The sequence below is a fragment of the Streptomyces antibioticus genome (assembly GCF_002019855.1).
In the GTDB taxonomy this organism is placed as follows: domain Bacteria; phylum Actinomycetota; class Actinomycetes; order Streptomycetales; family Streptomycetaceae; genus Streptomyces; species Streptomyces antibioticus_B.
Genome location: NZ_CM007717.1, coordinates 1124901 through 1143090, shown reverse-complemented (window position 1 = coordinate 1143090; position 18190 = coordinate 1124901). Strand labels below are relative to the sequence as shown.

Annotated in this window: 20 protein-coding genes; 5 read left to right on the top strand and 15 right to left on the bottom strand. The window is 70.7% G+C overall.

Annotated features, from left to right (window positions below; all coding sequences use genetic code 11):
• Positions 1–27: 27 nt before the first annotated feature.
• The 13 genes from AFM16_RS05150 to AFM16_RS05095 form a co-directional block, all read right to left on the bottom strand.
• Complete coding sequence (locus AFM16_RS05150; protein WP_078632616.1) at positions 28–1818, bottom strand: type IV secretory system conjugative DNA transfer family protein; 1791 nt, start codon at positions 1816–1818, stop codon at positions 28–30.
• 42 nt (positions 1819–1860) lie between these two features.
• A complete protein-coding gene (locus AFM16_RS05145) occupies positions 1861–2634 on the bottom strand; it encodes an SPDY domain-containing protein (RefSeq protein WP_078632615.1) in 774 nt (257 codons plus the stop codon).
• Positions 2631–3872 (bottom strand): ATP-grasp domain-containing protein, encoded by a 1242-nt coding sequence (locus tag AFM16_RS05140; protein ID WP_107419032.1) that lies wholly within the window; start codon positions 3870–3872, stop codon positions 2631–2633. Before AFM16_RS05140 ends, AFM16_RS05145 begins: the two co-directional genes overlap by 4 nt.
• Positions 3873–3907: 35 nt before the next feature.
• Positions 3908–4498 carry a hypothetical protein gene (locus AFM16_RS38420; RefSeq protein WP_107419031.1) on the bottom strand — a complete coding sequence of 197 codons (591 nt, stop codon included), beginning with the start codon at positions 4496–4498 and terminating at the stop codon, positions 3908–3910.
• 20 nt (positions 4499–4518) lie between these two features.
• The gene (locus AFM16_RS05135) at positions 4519–5349 is read right to left on the bottom strand and encodes an SPDY domain-containing protein (RefSeq protein ID WP_078632613.1); all 831 of its coding nucleotides are present in this window, start codon (positions 5347–5349) and stop codon (positions 4519–4521) included.
• On the bottom strand, positions 5340–5705 hold the full coding sequence (locus AFM16_RS05130) for a hypothetical protein (protein WP_078632612.1): 366 nt from the start codon (positions 5703–5705) through the stop codon (positions 5340–5342). The genes AFM16_RS05135 and AFM16_RS05130 overlap by 10 nt, the downstream gene beginning before the upstream one ends.
• Before the next feature lie 133 nt (positions 5706–5838).
• Entirely contained in the window at positions 5839–6627 is a 789-nt protein-coding gene (locus AFM16_RS05125) for an SPDY domain-containing protein (protein ID WP_078632611.1), read from the bottom strand.
• A complete protein-coding gene (locus AFM16_RS05120) occupies positions 6624–7007 on the bottom strand; it encodes a hypothetical protein (RefSeq protein WP_078632610.1) in 384 nt (127 codons plus the stop codon). The genes AFM16_RS05125 and AFM16_RS05120 overlap by 4 nt, the downstream gene beginning before the upstream one ends.
• Before the next feature lie 38 nt (positions 7008–7045).
• Positions 7046–7282, bottom strand: coding sequence for a hypothetical protein (locus AFM16_RS05115; protein ID WP_078632609.1), 237 nt, complete (start codon positions 7280–7282; stop codon positions 7046–7048).
• Positions 7279–8067 (bottom strand): hypothetical protein, encoded by a 789-nt coding sequence (locus tag AFM16_RS05110; protein ID WP_078632608.1) that lies wholly within the window; start codon positions 8065–8067, stop codon positions 7279–7281. Before AFM16_RS05110 ends, AFM16_RS05115 begins: the two co-directional genes overlap by 4 nt.
• A gap of 10 nt (positions 8068–8077) precedes the next feature.
• Positions 8078–8734: a hypothetical protein gene (locus tag AFM16_RS05105; protein ID WP_078632607.1), complete on the bottom strand. Its 657-nt coding sequence runs from the start codon at positions 8732–8734 to the stop codon at positions 8078–8080.
• Positions 8731–9597, bottom strand: a complete 867-nt coding sequence (locus AFM16_RS05100; protein WP_245177644.1) for a relaxase/mobilization nuclease — start codon at positions 9595–9597, stop codon at positions 8731–8733. The genes AFM16_RS05105 and AFM16_RS05100 overlap by 4 nt, the downstream gene beginning before the upstream one ends.
• 101 nt (positions 9598–9698) lie before the next feature.
• Entirely contained in the window at positions 9699–10115 is a 417-nt protein-coding gene (locus tag AFM16_RS05095) for a hypothetical protein (protein WP_078632605.1), read from the bottom strand.
• Positions 10116–10495: 380 nt separating this feature from the next.
• On the opposite strand from AFM16_RS05095, the gene AFM16_RS05090 reads away from it, so the two are divergent.
• From AFM16_RS05090 to AFM16_RS05075, 4 genes are all read left to right on the top strand, one after another.
• On the top strand, positions 10496–11968 hold the full coding sequence (locus AFM16_RS05090; protein ID WP_245177643.1) for a site-specific integrase: 1473 nt from the start codon (positions 10496–10498) through the stop codon (positions 11966–11968).
• A complete protein-coding gene (locus AFM16_RS05085) occupies positions 11965–13713 on the top strand; it encodes a hypothetical protein (RefSeq protein WP_078632604.1) in 1749 nt (582 codons plus the stop codon). Before AFM16_RS05090 ends, AFM16_RS05085 begins: the two co-directional genes overlap by 4 nt.
• 71 nt (positions 13714–13784) lie before the next feature.
• A complete protein-coding gene (locus tag AFM16_RS05080; protein ID WP_209313216.1) occupies positions 13785–15824 on the top strand; it encodes an integrase in 2040 nt (679 codons plus the stop codon).
• 38 nt (positions 15825–15862) lie between these two features.
• Positions 15863–16267, top strand: coding sequence for a hypothetical protein (locus AFM16_RS05075; protein WP_245177642.1), 405 nt, complete (start codon positions 15863–15865; stop codon positions 16265–16267).
• A gap of 164 nt (positions 16268–16431) precedes the next feature.
• Here AFM16_RS05075 and AFM16_RS40610 read toward each other — a convergent pair whose 3' ends face one another.
• On the bottom strand, positions 16432–16659 hold the full coding sequence (locus AFM16_RS40610; protein ID WP_370628131.1) for a chitin binding peritrophin-A domain-containing protein: 228 nt from the start codon (positions 16657–16659) through the stop codon (positions 16432–16434).
• 402 nt (positions 16660–17061) lie between these two features.
• On the opposite strand from AFM16_RS40610, the gene AFM16_RS05065 reads away from it, so the two are divergent.
• Positions 17062–17400 (top strand): hypothetical protein, encoded by a 339-nt coding sequence (locus AFM16_RS05065; protein ID WP_078632601.1) that lies wholly within the window; start codon positions 17062–17064, stop codon positions 17398–17400.
• Between the two features lie 16 nt (positions 17401–17416).
• On the opposite strand, the gene AFM16_RS05060 is transcribed toward AFM16_RS05065, so the two are convergent.
• Positions 17417–17962, bottom strand: coding sequence for an EF-hand domain-containing protein (locus AFM16_RS05060; RefSeq protein WP_078632600.1), 546 nt, complete (start codon positions 17960–17962; stop codon positions 17417–17419).
• Positions 17963–18190: the final 228 nt, after the last annotated feature.

The window sequence follows — 18190 nt, the reverse complement described above, 5'->3', positions numbered from 1 at the left end:
GCGGTGGGTGGTGCTGCGCAGGCGCCGTCAGGCGGCCTTCTTGAAATCGGCCTGTGTGGGCGCGGCCTTGGCGATAGCCCGGGCGGTGATGGCGTCGGAGGCGGCCTTGGAAGCGGCGGCCAGCTCTCCGGCGCCCAGTTCGAGGTACCAGGGGCGAAGGTCGAGCATGGCGGCGCGCAGGCCGGTCGCGAAGAGAAGGGCGGTGCCCTTGGGCAGGGCACGGATCCGGTCCGCGGGCAGGATCCGCTCCTGCCGCATGCTGATCGAAGTGGACTTGCCCGACTCCGAGATGGAGGTGGACTTCGTTTCCACGTCGTGGTCGCCGATCAGCCTGCTCAACTTGTCCGCAAAATCCGGATCATCGATACCGGACCCGATGACCTTGATGGTGGCCGCGCTCCACATAGCGTCCATGCCCGCGTCGCCCCAGGTTTTCTGGCCCTGGCGGTAGGACTGCAAGATCGTTATCGGGATGATTCCGCGCGAGCCCAGGTGCGAGTACAAGTCCGGGAGGTCGCTGATCTTGCACACGTTTGCGGCCTCGTCGAGGATCGCGAGCATGGGCGGGTCGAGACGTCCGCCGGTCCGTTCGGCTCGGGCGGTCGCGGCCCGCATCACCGAGTCCGCGCACGCTGCGATGAGCGCAGAGGCTCCGCCGCCGCCATCCTTGGAGAGAAGGAACAACGTGTCGGTGGAGGCCACGAACTCGGCCGGGCGGAACTCCGGTACGTTCTTCTGCGGGGTCACCCAGGCTGCGATGTCGGCGCTGAGCAGAGCGGACGCGTACTGTCTCGCGGTCTCATAGATGCCGTCTCGGGTTTCCGGCGGGCCCTCGACGGTGCCCTTCAACTGGGCAGCGACGGAGGTGAATCCGTGGTCTCGCAAAATATCGAGCGGGCGCCGGTCGGCGGGGAACGCCAACCAGGTCATCACGTCCGTGATCGGGCGGTTGTCGAGGGCCGCGGCCAGGAACAGCTGACTCAAGATGTTGCTGCCGGCCTTGGACCAGAAGTCACCCTGCTGGCTTGCGTCCACGGACGCGGCGAGGAAGTGGCTGGCGAGCCGGTTCGCGCCCTCCAGGGACTTCGTGTCCGCAAGGGGGTTCCACCACATGGTGCGCGGTGCGTGGGCGATTTGCTGGGGGTCCATCGACCACACCCGCCCCACACGGCTGCGGGCGTCGACGCACGTCGTATAAGCGTCACCGGCGGCCTTGTTGCTGGTCAGGAGTACGGCGCCGGGCGCGGCCAGGATGGAGGGGATCGCCAGCGAGGTGGTCTTCCCGGAGCGCGGCGCCATGATCGCCACCGCGACGTCCTCGTACCCCATCCGGATCTCGGTCCGGGTGCCCTGAAGGTTGCCCAGGAGGATTCCGGTGTCCGAGGCCGCAATGCGGTCGGCGTCCTTCAGGCTGGGGCGCAGGCTGCGGGCCTTGGCGGTGATCGCGTTGGCCAGGAGCGGCTCGATGTCCCTGGCCTTGGCGGTGCCCTGGACCCGGCCCTTGTTCTTCCCGCCGAAGGCGCCCTTGTGGCGGCTCCACCACACGCCGCCGACGGCGGCGAGGGCGATCAGGGCGAGTACGGGAAGGATTCGGGCGCCGAGGAGCAGGGACGTTTCTCCCAGGCCGGGCCAGAGCTGGTCGGGGCGTATGAGCGCGTCGGCGGGCCGGTAGACGGCCCAGGGGTGCCCGGTGAACAGGGCGGTGAGGTTCCCGCCGAGCCAGGCGAGATGGGAGAGGGGGATGGCGACGGCGAAGACCCCGAGGAGGACCTTGAAGGCTATGTCGTAGCCGTCGGAGGAGGAGCTGGACTGGGACAAGGGCGCGCGGTTCCGTGAAGGGGGGCAGGGGGCGAAGAGGGGTCAGCGGGTGCGGCGGGGCAGCGACCCGCCGGGCGGCTGTGGCGGCAGCGGCGTGCCGGTGCGGAGGGCGGCGAGGCGGTCGACCCGGTCCCACAGGGCGTACTCGGCCTGATGGGCGGGAACGCGCTCGCGGGCGATGCGGACGCTGTAGCGCAGGAAGGGGACCATCGCCTTCTCGTCACGCAGCAGCGGCTCGGTGGAGACCATGCCGGCGAGGACGGCGGCGGCCAGGTGGGGTGGGGTGTGGTCGGAGAAGTACGCCCGCCAGGCCGGACGGGCGGTCGGCTCGGAGGCCCAGGGGCCGTCGTGGGCCGTGACCTCGATATGCAGCGCGCCGAGCGGGTGCCGGGAGACGATGACGAATCCGTCCGGGGAGGAGACCTGGTGGTCCAGGACGGAGTGCTTCCACCCGGCGTGCTCCAGGACCTGCATCAGATCGACAGAGCTGTGGGCCGTGCCGGTGGTGAGGGCGTCGGTGGCCGCGGCGACGATCTCTGCCGGGGTCCGGGCGCCGAAGCGGATGGTCCACGCCTTCTCGGTGCTGCTCCCGGTGTGGTGCAGGGTCCACCAGTGGTCGTCCGGGTCCGGTGACAGCAGCAGTTCGGCTTGGCGGTCGCGGCGGGTGAGCCGTACGACCGGGCTCAGGGGGATGTGGGCCGGCTGCCAGCGGAAAGCCTTCTGCAGCGGGGCGGTCACCCACCGCGGATCCCCGCCGCCGGCCAGGTAGCGCGGAGCTACCTGGGCCAGCACCGGCGGCTTCTCGGCCCCGCTCACCGCTGTGCGCTGTCCGTGACGGCGAGGGCGATGTGGTTCGCGGTGACCGTACGGCGTGCGACGGCGAGTTCGAGGGTGTCGGCGTGGGTGGCGAACAGGCCGACCCGTGCGGAGTCGAGGTCGCCCTCGGGCGGCAGGAGGACCTCGTCGCCTTCCTCGAACAGCCAGGCCGGGCCGTGCACCCACCCGGCGGTCTCGGCGAAGCCGTTGGCGATGGCCCGCTGGGTCAGGGTTCCGGAGGCGGGAGCGTAGAGGACTTTGATGGCGACGGCCTGCTGCCGGGTGGGGGTGAGGTCGGGCTCCCAGCCGACGGCGAGGTCGGCGGCGATCTGGGGCAGCGACAGGCCGGTGGCCTGCCAGACCGCCCAGCCGATCCAGTCCCCGCCGATCCGGCCGTTGACCTCGATCACGCGCGGCCCGGTGGAGGTAAGCCGCAGCTCCACGTGCTGGATGCCGTTTACGGTCCCGGTGGCCTTTACTGCCGCCGCGGCGATGGGCGCGACGATGGTCAGCAGTGGGTCGCCGGCGGTGAGGGTGTGGCCGGTCTCCTCGAACAGCGGCTCCGCCCCGAGCTCCTTGCGGGTCACCGCCACCGCGGTGGTCACGCCCTGGAACGTGACGCACTCGACGCTGACTTCCTCGCCGGACAGGTACTCCTCGACCAGGACGACGGTGTTGTCTCCGCCGTGGAGCTGGACGCCGCGGGTGGCGAAGGCGTACGCGTCGGCGAGGTCTTCCTGGGTCTCAGCCTTGATGACGCCGATGCTGCCTCCGACCGAGGCGGGCTTGACGACGACCGGATAGCCGATGGTGCTCGCCGCGGTCAGGGCCTCGTCCAGGGATGTGGCGGCCAGGGACTGGGCGGACGGTACGCCGTGGCGGGCGAACGCGGCGCGGCTGGCGGCCTTGTCCCGGCAGGTCCGTACCGACTCCACGCTGGTGGTGGCCAGCCCGAGATGTTCGGCCAGCCGGGCCACCGCTGTCAGGTGGGCCTCGGCCCAGGTCACCACGCCCGCGATCGGCCGGCGTGCGGCGAGCACCTGTCCGGCGGCGAGGAGAGCGGCCTCGTCGTCGAAGTCGCCGACGATCTCGTGGTCGACGACGTGGGGCTGTTCCCAGGCGAGGGGGCCGGTGGTGATGGCGGCGACGTCGTAGGCGTCGGCCACCTGGCGCAGGCAGTAACCGCGGTAGATGTCGTCACCCGGGGCGACGACCAGGACGAGCGGGCGGTGGGACAAGCGAACTCCAAGGCGGAAGGGAAGTGAGGGTTGGTTCAGCGGCGGGTCGTGTGACCGGCGGTGGCTGGCGGCGCAGGCGGCGGCGGGGTGGCGGCGATCCTGGGGCCGGCGGCGCGCACGGTGGCGGTGCGGATCTCCAGGACGGCGCGGCCGTGGACCGACCAGCTGTACAGGGCGTTCCATGCCTCCGCGTTGCGGGCGTCGACTGCCGCGTGCCGAGCTTCGGAGCTCGCATGGGGATGGGCCGTGAGGAGCTTTCGGTACTCCGTCCTTGTGGCTTCGATCCGGTCGAGCGCGTCGCGTAGTTGGCCCAGTTGCCAGGCCCATCGCTGCTGAACGGAGGAGACGGGGATCCGGCCGAGATCGGCTTCGGCGGCGTCGAGCAGGACGCCGGCCTCCTCGCGGAGGGGGCTGAACGCTGTCCACACCGCACGGTCCCGCTCGGCCTTGCGGCCGTCGTAGGCTTCCGGGTCGTATGGCCAGCCGTCGAGGTCGGTGTGCTCGTCGGAGTAGAGGTCCCAGCTGTCGAGCGCCGTATCCGCCGCGCGCAGGAAGGCGGCAAGACGGCTGGCTATCTCCTGGTGGCCGGGGACGGCGGCGCTGCCGGAGGGGACGGGTTGGGGCACGGGCGGGCCTTTTCGAGGGTTCAGGGGCGGGATACGCGGGAGGATGCCGGGCTTGCCGGGGCGGCGGCCGGTGCCGGCAGGCGGGTGGTGAGGCGGGTGCGGCGCTGGGTGCGGGCCCGGGCCCGGGCGGCGTCGATGCGGGAGAAGTGGGCTTCGACCGCCTGCTCCGGGGTGAGCGGGCTGTTCTCCTGCCGGGCGGCGTAGTGGTCGAGGTCGTGCATGCCGCGCAGGACGGGGGCGGTGGAGACGAGCTGCTCGGCCAGGCCGGCCATGAGGTGGTCCGGGACCGGGCCGCTGATCCAGATCTGCCAGATCGGGGGACCGCTGTGCTCGGGCTTGGCCTCGATGCGCCACGCGAGGTGGTCGGGTGAGTCGTTGAAGATGGGGCGCAGTTCGGCCCGGATCGGCAGCCTCGGGTCGGGCGAGAGGGCCTCGCCGGTTCCGTCCTGGCGGAGGTCTACGCTCCAGCCCGCCTTCTGCATGTGCTCCCACGGCCCCGTGTCGCCTCGGCGCGGGCCGTCGAGGAGACGGTCGGTGAATCCGGCGATGATCTCCGCCGGGACCATCCGGCCGAAGGAGGCGTTCCACGTCCAGTCGACGGAGTGGATCCGCCACCAGGAGCCGGAGGCGAACGGATCGATCACCATGTGGTGCCGGCCCTCGTCGGGACCGGTCAGGGCGATCCGGGGGTCGCCGGGGGCCGAGGTGAGGGTCCATCCGGCAGCGAGCAGGGCGTGGGTGATGTGGCGGGGGTCACCGGGCCCCGCGAGGTGGCGGGGCGCCGTCTCGAAAGGGATCTTCGTGTGGTGGTCGTTGGCGTACGAGGCACGCTGGGCGGGGCTTACTGCCACAGGGCTGTCTCAGCGGGGCTCGTACGGACGGGCGCGGTGCGCAGGGGTTCGAGGGTGAGGTCGAGCAGGCGCAGGTCCTGCAGGACGGATGCGGCCTCGATGTATTCGCCGAGGGTCGCCTCGACGGTGTCGGTGCGAGGGACGGTGGTCTCCTGGGCGAGGTAGCGGGCGATGCCGCGCAGGGCTTCGCCGAGGCGGACCGCGGTGCCGGTGTCCGCGTCAACGAGCGCCGCGATCAAGGAGAGCGCCTCGGCCGCGTGCGGGCCGGTCCGCAGGTGGGCGGTGAGACGGTGCAGGGTGTGTGCGGAGGCACGGATGTCCTCGGCGGTCAGCCGGGTGGTGTGTCCGTCAGTCATCGAAAGCTCCAGGGAAATGAGGGTGGTTCAGCAGCGCTGGGGTGCCGGGCCGTGACCGCGAAGACGTCGTGAGGCGTGGTGAACGACGGGCCCAGGGCGCGGGAGAGGAACGGCGAGGAGGGAGCCGGGTGATTCATCGGGTCCTCGCGTAGCCGGACGCCTTGGAGCCGGTGCGGGCGCGGGAGGAGACCCAGTTGCGGCTCCAGGCTGCGGCGCGGGCGGCGGAGATGCGGGCCTGCTGCCAGGCGCCGAGCTGATGGGGCATGACGGACACGGAGGTGACGCGGATGCGGTTGCTGAGCGGGACGTGCCCGAGCGGGCGCATCACCGGCTCCGGGTCGGCCAGGGCCGTGGTCAGGGACTGCACCAGGTGCAGCGGGGTGCTCGCGGTGGCCTGCGCGTTCCACACGGGTCCGTGCTCGTTGCGGGCGCCGACCCACCAGTGGTTCTGGCTGCCGTCACCGCCGGCTTGGACGTACTGCACGACGGCGTGCCGGTCGGGGCTCTGGGCGACGAAGTAGTCGTCCTGCTGCATGCTCCACGACTTCTCGGTGAGCGGCGCCCACACATTCGGGGCGTGCGCCGAGCGCGGCTTGGTCAGCGCATCGGTCAGGCCCGCCACGATCTCCACCGGGGTCTGCGGGGTCAGGGTGACCTGCCAGGCAGGCTGATGTCCGTGCGCGGCCCCGTGGACCTGCCAGCCGCCCGGCGGCTGGTAGGCGACGCGCACCATCTGGTCGGGCGAGTCGAAAGCGAGCATCGTGCCGGAGCTGCGGGCGATGTCCTTCCACCCCGACGCGCGCAGGAACTCGCCTACGTGGCGCAGGTCCCCGCCGCCGGCCAGGTAGCGGGGCTCGACCAGGTAGTGCTGCTGCGCCTGCTGGGCCTGGCCCCAGCCGGTCCACTGCTGTCTCTTGCTCAACGGTGCCTCCCCCGCGCCACCAGGGCGGTGGCCTGCGTGGCCGCCGGAGAGGACGTGGTCAGGGAGCGGCGTGAGGCGATCTCCTCGAACACTTCTTGGTGTTCGTCCAGGTCGAGGGCGAGGTCGTGCAGGGTGTTGGCGGTGCGCCCGAGCGCCAGCCACATCTCCGCGGGAAAGACGCCGCTCTGGGCGTGATGCTCGGTGACGTACGTGCCGGTGCCGACCAGGGCTGTCAGCCTGCCGAGGATGCCGTTCTCGGCGTCCAGGACCTGCTGGAGGATCTGTGCGGCCTGCTGGGGCCCGGCCTGGGACAGGTGTGAGGAGAGCTGGTCGAGCTGGCGGGTGATGCTGTCGGTGAGCGTGGTGGCGGGTGGGGTCATGGGCGGTCCAGGGGGCTGTGCCGTACCCCCGACGGTGGTCAGCGGGTGTGGCGGTGGGTGGGGGCGGCCGGCAGGTTGGCGCGCGGCGGCGGTGCGAGCCGGGGCCGGTCGGGGCCTGCGGCCTTGACGACGGCGGCGCGCAGGTAGCGGCGCAGCAGGAAACGGGCGAGCCGCGGCCGGCTGGCGGCGTTGAGCGGTGGGACGCGCAGCCGGTTGCCGGTGCTACCTGCGGTCGGCTGGGCGTGGGCGGGACGGTGTCGGGGTGTAAAGGTCACCGGGCGCGGGCGGTGGTCCGGGCGCTGGGCGGCGGAGTGGGCAGCGTGGCCTCCGCGGCAGGGCGGGCGGCGGCTCGCAGTACGGTGGCGATGCCGAGGCGTGCGAGGCGGGCGCCGGTCGCCTGGACGGCGTGGGCCTGGGCGCGGGTGTCGTCCCCGGAGAGCACGTACGCGCTTGATGCGGTGTCCCACGCGAACCCTTCGGAGACCAGGGCTTCGGCTGCGGGCCGGGCGGTGGTGGCGGCCGCGAGGGAACCGTCCTCGAGCCAGGTCATCACCACCTGCTGCGGCTGAGCACCGGGGGCCGGGAGGGGCCGCGGGGGGTTCATCGCGTTGTGCCGGACCTGGGCGAGCGCAATGTCGTAGCGGGGCAGCAGGTCGGCGGTGATGGCGCGGGCGGCGCGCTCGGCATCGGCAGGCACGGCGATCCCGTCCGGTTCGCGGACCCCGGCGAACGCCTCCGGGGCGACGCCGGACGGAGCCATGGCGGCCACGAGGAACTCCTCCTCGTGCCGCGGATGGAGGGTGACGTACAGGCGGGTGCCGTCGTCGCGGATGAGGTGGGCGTCTGCGCCCAGGGCGTACTCGGCGAGGGCGGCGGCCACTTCGTTGAGGTCCCAGACCTCTTCGGCATGCAGGAACTGGTCCTCGTGCCGCTGGTGTTGGTGGTGGTGCACGGTCCAGTTCCCGGGGAGTTCCTCGGAGAGGATGGTGGCGAACGACTCCACGTCGCGGCTGTCGTCGTCGGGCAGGGTGCGGGCGGCGGGCATGGGCTCCTCGAACATGGGGCGGGGGTCATCGGGTCCGTCCGGAGGCGGTAGGGGCTGGTGCGGCCGGCGGGGCGGCAGCGGGGAGGGCTGTGCCCGGCCGGGCCGAGGTGGCCGTGGTGCGGTCGGCGAGTTCTGCGCGGGTGTGCAGCAGGTCGGCGGTGATGGGACCGAGCCGGTGCTCGGCCAGGTAGCGCATGCGGGCCGCGACGTGCCGGTCCGCAGGTCCGCCGAGGCCGTCGTAGACGGCGGCCAGGGAGTGGAGGAGCTGGTCCAGGGAGGCGAGGATGCCGTCGTGCGCGGCGGTCACCTCCTCCAGCCGGTCGGACACTTCGGCCGGTCTGGCCGCCTCGCGGATGGCGGCGGCGAGGTTGGCAATGGACCGGCCGTCCGTCACGTAGCGGTCCTGTGTCGTCGGCGTCGCGCATTCGGCGTCGGCCTCGACCCGGTACCCCGCGGCTTGGAGCCGGGCGACGGCGAGCTGGGCCACTGTGGCCTGGTCCGCCGGCAGAACGGTCGGCGACATCCGATGCCAGGTAGCGACGTGAACCTCGCGGAGGAAGAAGGTGCGTTCCAGGATGCCGTGGGCCAGCCCGTCACCGCCGCGGGCGACGATCCGGCCGGTGTCGATCTCCCGGGCGACCGTGACGGGCGGTGCCTTGCGTGGGGTGGCCGGCTCGTTCACCGGGCCGCCACCCGCGATGCGGCAGGCGCCTGTACCGGCCGGGCCGGCGCAAGGGCGGCCGGAGGCGCGGGAGGCTGGAGTCGGGAGGCGATCTCGCCCAGCTGCTCCTGCAGCCCGTACAGGCGGCGGGCCGCCCAGAACAAGTCCCGTGCGGCGGCGTCGGTTTGGTCGCCGGGCAGCGAGGCGGCCTGCCGGCCGACCTCCTCCACGAGCTGTCGCACGGCGGCGATCGGGCCGGACTGCTCGGCAGCGAGCTGCCGCAGGATTCCCGCGAGAGGGCCGGTCGCGGTCGGCACCCGCGGGGCGACTACGTGCTCCAGGCCGGTCATCGGGTCCTGGCGTGCGGAGTCCTGCCGGTGGCTGGAATGCAGGAGGAGGTCGGCCTCGATTTTCCGTGCCTCGGCGACCAGGGTCTGCAGGAGGCGTCGGGGCTGGGCACTCCAGGTGCCGTCGAGGCGGATGAGGTTGGCAATCACGTCCAAGCGGCCGGGCTGGGCCTGGACCGCGATCCACTGGCATGCCTGGTCGTCTCCGGGTGGCGCGATACCGGCGACACGGGCGATCCGGTATCCGATCTCGGACCACTCGGCGTGGCTCAGCTCCCGGTCCAGCGGATGCATGTGCGCGGTGACGTGGAGGATTGCGCGCCGGTCGCCGTCGGGCCCGGAGGCGAGCGGGTGCTCCAGCGACGGGTCGGTGAGATGGTCGGCCCACGTCGCCGAGCTCCAGGTCTCGTCCTCGTCGGTGTAGTGGTCCTGCCGGTTCGAGTGGGCCACCACCGTGCCACCGGGCTCGGTGGTCAGGCCCTCGGCCATGCTGATCTCCCGTCCGAGCGCCTCGGCGAGGGCTTCCTCGGCGGTCACGTCACGGGAGTGGATTGCAATGATCATGGTCTCGCTCGGGGGATTGCATTTCGAGGGGATGTCGGAAGGCCCGCGCTTTCGGGATGGCGGTATTGCCGTGGTCAGCGCCCGGGGCGGGCGTCGGCGACGTGGACGAGCTGGTTGAGTGCGGTCAGGGAGTACCAGCTGCAGTCCACGGCCTCCTCGCCGTCCCCGAGGCGCTTGACCAGGTACTCCCGCAGCGCCTTCTGGTGCACCAGGCACTCCGGGCACCGCTTGGACAGGTGCACCAGGTAGCGGGGGTGGGCCGTGACGTAGGAGCGGTCGCCGCCGTTGGGGTCGAGCAGCCGCCATCCGTCCTCGTCGGTCGGGGTGTGCCACGAGTCGGCCACGACCTTCATCGCGTCGCCCCACAGCTCTCCGCCGGCGGCGCCCTTGAGGATCACGACGTGCTCGCCGGGGCGGAAGTGCTGGTGGGTGATGTCCCGCTCCGGGGTGAGCGGGTCGGGCGGCAGGTACACGGGGCGGGTCTCGGGCACGGAGGGTCCTCCACGAAGGCGCTGGGCGGCGGTGGAAGACAAAGGGTCCGGAGAATCCCCGGTTTCCGAAACCGGGACTTCGCCGCTATATTGCGCGCCGCGCGCCCTTACTGGAACGGGTTCTCCGTGGGCCGGTCGCGGTCGTCGGCGGCCTCCAGCAGCTCGGGCAGATCGGTCCCTTCGGCCTCGCGCTGGTCGACCCACCACCCTGCCCTCGTCAGCAGCCGGACCTGCTCCTCCAGCTGGGCCCAGTCGGCTTCGTCCCAGGTGTCGTCTTCCCTGTTGGATCGGCGTGTTGAAGCGGATCGAGCTGGGGTGGGACCGTGCCTGAATGGCGTACGTACTGGGTGCCGCGTGACAGGCGCGTGACGCAGGCGAGGGTGCCTGCGCTGGCCGGGTGGGAGGATCTCGCAGCGCGTGAGGAGCGGGCGGGGATCCATGTCGGTGATCCAATTCTGCTGTCGCCAGACTGCCGGATCGATGCGGTGCTGAGCCTCTACCTGTGCCGTTCCTCGTTCGCACGGCTCTCGCCGGAGACGAAGCGGAACTACACCGACGACTACTGCCTGTTCTTCGACTTCCTCTGGGGCCGGGGCCGGACGTGGAGTGCCGCGACGGCGGATGACCTGTGGGACTTTGAGGACTGGCGGACACGGTCTCCGCGCAACCCGCGGAAGGTCGGAGGAGCTCGGTGGAACCGCGGGCTGGCCGCGCTGGCCCGGCTCTACGAGTGGGCGGAGCAGGCGGGGCACGTGGCGGTGAGTCCGGTGATGCGGCGGTCGGTGATCGGCCGGTACGGCACGGTGGTGTCGGTACCTGTGGCGCGGGCGAAGAATGCGCGGTCCAGCGAGGTCCGCTGGCTGACGCCGCGAGCGTTTCGCCGGTGGGTGGATGTCGGGTTGCGGGGTCATGACGCGGGCGGCCTTCCCTCGTTGGAGTGGGGTGGCCGGCTGGAGGACCGGAACGCCGCGTTCGCTGATTTGCTGTTCTCCTCCGGCGTGCGGCTGACCGAGGGCGCGTCGCTGCTGACATGCGAGGTGCCCGAGGTGTGGCTGGAGGGTGGGCGGTACTGCGCGGGGCGACTGGCACGGGCGGTGACCAAGTCCAGGAGGGCTCGTACGTTCTATGCCTCCGCCACTGTGGTGGGGGGAGTCGAGGGGTACGTGGAGTCGTCCCGGGCGAGGGCTGTACGCCGGGCACAGGCTGATGGCCGGTACGAGCAGCTGCCGGTGTGGAGGCTGGTGACGCACCAGACGGGCCATCGACGACGTCTGCTGCACTGGCGTGACCAGGACGGGGTGGCGGGGCAGACGTCCTTGTCGGACGCGACGGTGGAGGAGCGGATGACGCTTCTCGTCGAGGGGCCGGGAGGGCCGGAGCCGATGTGGCTGTGGCTGAGCGAGCGGGGTCTGCCCTTCCGTCCGGCGTCGTGGGAGGGCGTTTTTCGGACGGCGACCGAGCGGTGCGCGCGGGTGCTGTCGCAGGTGATGGAGGCTCCGCCGTTCTGTACTCCGCACATGGCCCGGCACAGTTTCGCTCTGTGCATGCTTGTGGTCCTCAACCATGTAATGGACCGGCGGATGGGCCTGAGTCCGCAGGAGCGGCGTGACTTCCGGCTTCTGTACGGGGATCCGTGGCGAATGGTGCAGGACCTGCTCGGCCATGCCCAGTTGGAGACCACCCGTGCCATCTATCTGGCACCGGTTGCCGATCTTCAGCTGCGTTCCCTGCTGGCGGATGTCACCCCGGTCGAGGGGCCGGTGTCCGAGGAGGAGCTGACGGTTCTGTTCACGCGTCTGGCGCGGGAGAGCGTGGGTATCCAGGACCTGGACGAGAAGCTGGTGACCCGGTGAGCCGCCGAGGCCGGCCCGCGCAGTCGCCGGAAGGCGTCCATCACCGGCCGCCGGTCCTCGAAGCGGCGAGCCTGGTGGTGCGGCACGTCGACCGGCAGGGCCGGGTTGCCATATTCGACTTCGCGAGCTTGCCTGTCGCGGTTCCGTTCCAGCGTTCCCTTGCCGCGCTGTTCGTCGCGAAGTGCAGCGCAGGCGGCGGCTGGGACAGCGTGAATACCAGCGACACCGCCTGGTGGATGATCCGTCCCTTCGCGTACTTCCTCGGCGAGCAGCCGGACGCCCCGCAGGACATCGACGGGCTGACGGCGGCGCTTTGGAACACCTGGCGGCTGAGTCTTGAGCCGCGTACCAACGGTTCCCACAAGCATTCGGCGGTGGCCGGGCTGTTGCAGCAGGACTCGCGGCTGCCCCAGCCGGTGCGTGAGGCGATGGCCAGACGGTTCGCCTGGTCGGCCGAAGGGGAGCGGGCCTATTTGCCGGAGGAGTTTCGCACGATTCGCACGGCGGCCCGTCGGACGTTCCGGGCCGCGCTGCTGCGGATCCGCGCGAACACGGCAACTCTGGAGCAGTGGCGTACAGGAGCGGTCTCGCCGGGTGGTGAACGGTGGCTGCTGGGCGAGGCCCTGGATGTGCTGGCCCGCACCGGTGATGTCCCGCAGAAGCCGTTGAAGAGCGGTGGTGGCATGCGGGCTCTGTACCGCTACCGGGCTGCGTTGGGCGGCACCGGCGCCGTGCACACGTGGAAGAGGCTGTTCCTCAGCCGTACGGAGGCCGCCGCGCTCGGCGTGCTCTTCGTGGCCGAGTTCGGCCTGAACGCGGCCACCGTCTCCGGCATGCCCGTTCCCGCGCTGGTGCCGGGGTCCGGCGGGCAAACGGGTCTGATCTACCGGCTCGCTCTGGAGAAGCCGCGCCGCAGCGGCCGGGGCCGGTTCGAGAGCCGCAACATCGCCGACATCGGGGCGGACAGCGCCGGCCGCCTGCTGACCGAGGCGCTCGAAGCCACGACCCCCGCCCGGACGGCCCTGGAGGCGGGCGGGTCCCCGGTGGACCGGCTCATGGTCTGGCACGAGACCACCCCGCACCAGGGGCAGAACTACCCCGGCACGGTCCGTACCGGCCCGTTCGGCTTCGGCGTCGAGGACCGGGCCTCCAAGGACTGGGCCCGCTCGGTGGGACTGTCTGGTTCCCCGATGCGACGCATGCGCCGCACCGTGAACGTGCTCCACCGGCGCGAGAGCGGCCAGAACAGCCAGGACACCCACGACAGGGTGTACGTCATACCTGAGCCGCAGGCCCAGCAGGCGGCCATCCCGGTGATCGCCGAGGGAGCCCTGGACGCCTGGCGTGCTGCACACCGGACCGTGCTCCTTGCACGCCTCACCGAAGTGCCGGAGGACGGCGAGCAGGAGACGGCGACCACCGGGTGCGCCGACTACACGCGCAGTCCCTTCACGCCGGCCGGGCCGAGCTGCGCGGCTTCCTTCCTGCTGTGCACCGCCTGCCCGAACGCACGGGTCACCCCCGCCCACCACGCGCGCCTCGCGTACCTGCATCAGGCTCTGGCCGGTCTGCGCGGAGTGGTGGAGGAGACCGTGTGGGAGTCGGGGTGGGCCGACGCCCATGCCCGGCTGGAAGATCTGCGGGCCCGTCTCGGCCCTGCCGTGTGGGCCGCGGCCCGAACGGGTGCCACCGCCGAGGACCGTGCCGTTATCGACCAGCTTCTGAACGGGGACTACGACCTGTGACCGCCCCTTTCCCCTCACGACCGCATCCGCTTCTTCCCCGCGGGGATACTCCGGCGATCCTTCCCGAGCGAATGGTCGACGGCTACAGCGGTTCGGTCGCCGCCTACGGCGCGGCCGTGTGGCCGCTGGAGCCGCTGATCGCGAACCCGGGCGCAGACCGCCGCAGTGTGCACTGGGCAGGGTTTCCGCCCCGCAGCCGGGAGGAGTTCCGCCTCATCGCCTGGGGCATGATCAACCAGGCACTGCCGGACTGGTTCCTGGTGGGACGCCCCGCCTGGCATACCCGAGTCGGTGCCTCCGTCCTCTATGCCGCCGTCCTGGAATGGCGCAACCTTGCACGGTGGCTTGACGGCCGCGGTGATGGTGGCCTCGCAACGTGTACACCGGCGGTCATGAGCCAGTACGCCCGGTATCTGGCCGCCCGGCCGGGAGCCAGTCGGACCACGATGACCAAGACGCTGAGCGCCCTGACCCGTCTCTGTGCGTTCGACGCGATCAGCCCGGCGCCACTGGGCCTGGGCATTCCGTTCTGGGACCGGGAAGGCATCGACGGCTACCTCCCCGCCCAGACATCGCGCGGGGAGAACACCACCGAGCCGATCGTCCCGGCCACGATGGGCCCGCTGCTCGTCTGGGCGCTGCGGATGGTCGACGACTTCGCCAACGACATCCTCGAAGCCTGGCAGGAGAGCAACCGCCTGACCGCGCGGGCAACAACCAACCCGGCCACGCCGGCCTCCAAGGCTGCGCTGAAGCGCTACCTGGAGGACCTGACCTCCCGTGGCGCCCCGGTGCCCAGCCGTCAGATGTTTGGGAAGACCCTGATCTGCGCCCGGTACGTTGCTGCCGTCACCGGGTGCTCGCCTGTACAGATCAACGCTCTCGCCTCCACGCAGCGGTGGCAGAACCTGGGGGAATACGTCCGGCGACACGCCGGGCCCTGCCCCCTGGCCGTCCCGATCACCGGACGGGTGGAGGGCACGCCCTGGACAACGGTCCTCGATTACACGGAAGCCGGCGCCCTCATGCGGCACCTGGGCACCGCGTGTTTCATCGTCATCGCCTACCTCACTGGTATGCGGCCCGGTGAAGTAATGGCCCTGCGCACCGGCTGCTGCCCCAACCCACCGTCCGGCCGCCACCTCATCCACGGCCGGGTCTTCAAGGGCGCCTCGGATGAGGAAGGCAACCACAACTCCGCCGGCGAACCACGCGATGTCCCCTGGGTGGCGATTCCTCCGGTCGTGGCCGCAGTCCGTGTCCTGGAACGAATGGTGCCCGCCGGTGGGCTCCTCTTCGACTCCGCCGCCCACACCTTCCAGCACGTCCGTACCAGCGACGGCACCTCGCTGGGCTACGAAGGGCTGCGCACCCGAACCGATGACTTTGTCCACTGGGCGTCGGCCACGGCCAGGCGGCTGGGCCGTCCGCACGAGCAGATCCCCGACGATCCGCACGGAGGTATCGCGGTGGCCCGGTTCCGCAGATCCCTGGCCTGGCACATCGCCCGCCGTCCCGGAGGACTGGTCGCCCTTGCCATCCAGTACGGGCACCTGCGCACCAGCATCAGCGCCGGCTATGCCTCACGCAGCCGCGACGGCATCCACGAACTCCTCGACATCGAGACCGCCCGCGCCACCGCCGACACCCTCACCACCCTGAACGAAGACCTGGCCGGCGGAGCGGGCATCTCCGGTCCGGCCGCACGCCGTGCCGTTCAGGCCGCCGCCCACAGCTCTGCCTTCGCCGGATCCATCCGCACCCCCCGCCAAGCCCGCGACATCCTCGACAACCCCGCCCTGGCCGTCTACGACAACCCCCACTCCCTCCTGATGTGCGTGTACCAACGAGACCGGGCCCTCTGCCACCGCACGGTCCCCGCGGACAGCCCCAGCCTGAACCGCTGCCAGCCGACATGCGCGAACATCGCCCGCACGGACGACCACGCCCACCAGCTCCTGCGTCGAGCCGCATCCCTGGACGAGCAAGCGCGCTCACAAGCGGTACCCGGCCCCCTAGCCGAACGGCTCAGCCGACGGGCCGCACGTCTGCGGAGCCTCGCACATGACCATGCCCGCGACCGCATCACCCTTCAGGAGAACACCCCATGAGTCCGGCCCCTGATGAACGGCCGCGGATCCGCGCGGCCATGGACCGCATCCTGAGTGAAACCCCCGAACACTCCAATGGCGCCCTGACCATCGTCGCTCTGGCGGTTGAAGCCGGTGTTCCCCGCAACGCGCTCACCCAGCGGCATCCCGACCTCAGAAACGAGTTCTACGAAAGGATCCGCGCCCGAGGCTCCGCCCCCGACAACGAGAGACGGCTCCGCCGCGAGATCGGGAAGCTGAAGAAACTCCGCGCCTCCGACCGCATCGAGATCCAGCAGCTGAAGGACGATGTCCACGCACTCGTTGCCGCGCTGCACCTCTCCCAGATGGAGAACCACCAGTTGCTCGCCCGCCTGACCGACCAGAGCACCGGGCTCCAGGCCCTGCGCAACATTCGGGAGGCTCCACGCGACCTCCACCGAGGTGGCTCGGTCAAAGGCTGACAAGAATGACCGCCCTGCGCTTCAGCAGTCCCCGGCGCCTGCTGATCTGCACCGCGAGTGGCGGTATCTACGACGATGGTCACGGTCGGGCTGCGCCCTGCAGTGTGCTGCCACGGCGAAGCACGAGCGGGGGGACACGTGCCCCGCCGCGGCATGACGCGTGCTCACTGCCCCGGCGACACGGCCCAAGGGTGATTGCACGTCGTAAGGGACTGGTCCCAGATGGTGCCCGGGCTGCACCAGAAGTCGAACTGCGTGAACGTGCCATCCCCGAAGTCGACACATCGGTGGAACTTCTGGGGCTCATCGGGGTCGCCGTGGAACCCCTCCGACTCGCACTCGAAGCCGACAGGCGCTGTAGCGGCCTGACTCGTCGTTGCCGGTGCGACCACGCCTGCCAGCACCAGCGCAGCGCAGGCGACGGTACGAGAGAACAGCGATGCCACAGCAACCTCCACGATCCGGATTCCTTGATCGACATGGGTAACGGCTCAACGATCGTGCGGACACGGCTGCTGAGGGGACTGCCCGAACCCGGCCCGCAGGCGCTGGGAAATCCGGGGCGTCATGACCAGCCCGGTCGCCCGGCGAAAGCCCCGTCGTGTCCGTTGATCGCGTGGGTCGTTTGGTTGTTCATGAAACGATCTCTACGTCAACTGTTCGTTACGCCTGCGGCCATCGCCGTGGTTTCCGCAGCCGGTTTCATCGCTCCGACGCATACGGCCGCAGCGGCAGACTCGGTACCCAACGTCTGTTCGGCACGGGAGACCTACGGGACGTCAGGCAAGGCATGGGTGAAGGTCGAGCCTTGCCTGAAGACCCAGAGCGGGAACACTGTCGCCCTGGTCGACGTCACGTGCGAGTCCAGGAGCCTGATCCTCTGGTCGACGGACGAATGCCTCTTCGAGAGCAAGTACACCGTGAGCAAGGACGGTGAGGTGTTCCAGGAGGGCACCATGAACTTCCGCTCCCTGCCCAAGTACGACAGAGTCCAGACCTGGATGCGGTACGAATGCCGGGGCCCGGGGACCTACACCCTCACGTTCACCGACATGAAGGTCACCTTCAGCTTCTGGGGGGATCTGGAGGAGCTCCACCCGAAGAACATCACGATCTCCGACACGGGCTGCTGAGTCCCACAACCGGGGATCACAGGGGGCCCAGGAGGTAGTTGCCCGGGGCGCTCGGGTCGGTGCTGAGGTAGAACTCCACGATCGCCTTGCGGTACTCGGCGTGGCTGACGACGCCGTCGCCGTTCAGGTCGATCCGGGCGAACGCCGGCGCGGACACCTCGCGGGGAACGCCCAGGGTGTCGTAGAGGCGCACGTACTCCTCCAGGGACAGCACGCCGTCCCCGTTGGTGTCGAAGGCGTCCATCACCGCGTCGGCGATCCGCATCACGGCGCTCTCGAAGTGCGCGGGGGCGGTCACGCTGTCCTGCATGACGACGCGGAATTCCTCACGGGAGACCAGTCCGTCGCCGTCGGTGTCCGCGTGCTCGACCAGCAGGTCCCACCACTGGCCGAACGCCTCGTGGATGGCCTTCACGTTGGCATCGTCGCCCGGCCGCGCCGTCCGGGAGAACACCGCGGCCGTGGCCTGGAAATCGGCCCCCGACAGCTGCCCGTCGCCGTCCTGGTCGAACCAGGCGAACAGGGAGTCGAACTTCTCACTCATCGCAGCCGCAGCCGGCATCACAGCGCGTCCTCTCGTTTCGTACCGCTCGCACGGCGCGGGCGGCAGTCGCATGACCGTAAAACCGCCTGCTGGGCCTCTGGTGCGGAACGGGCGCGAGATCATCCCAACGGGGTGCCGTCAGCACGGGCGGCCTATTCCGGGCCTGTGGAAGCTGGAGAGTCCGGTACCGAACCCGAGGGTCGGGGCCTTTCGCCGGCATCTGCCTCGCGGGAGGCTCTTCGCCTG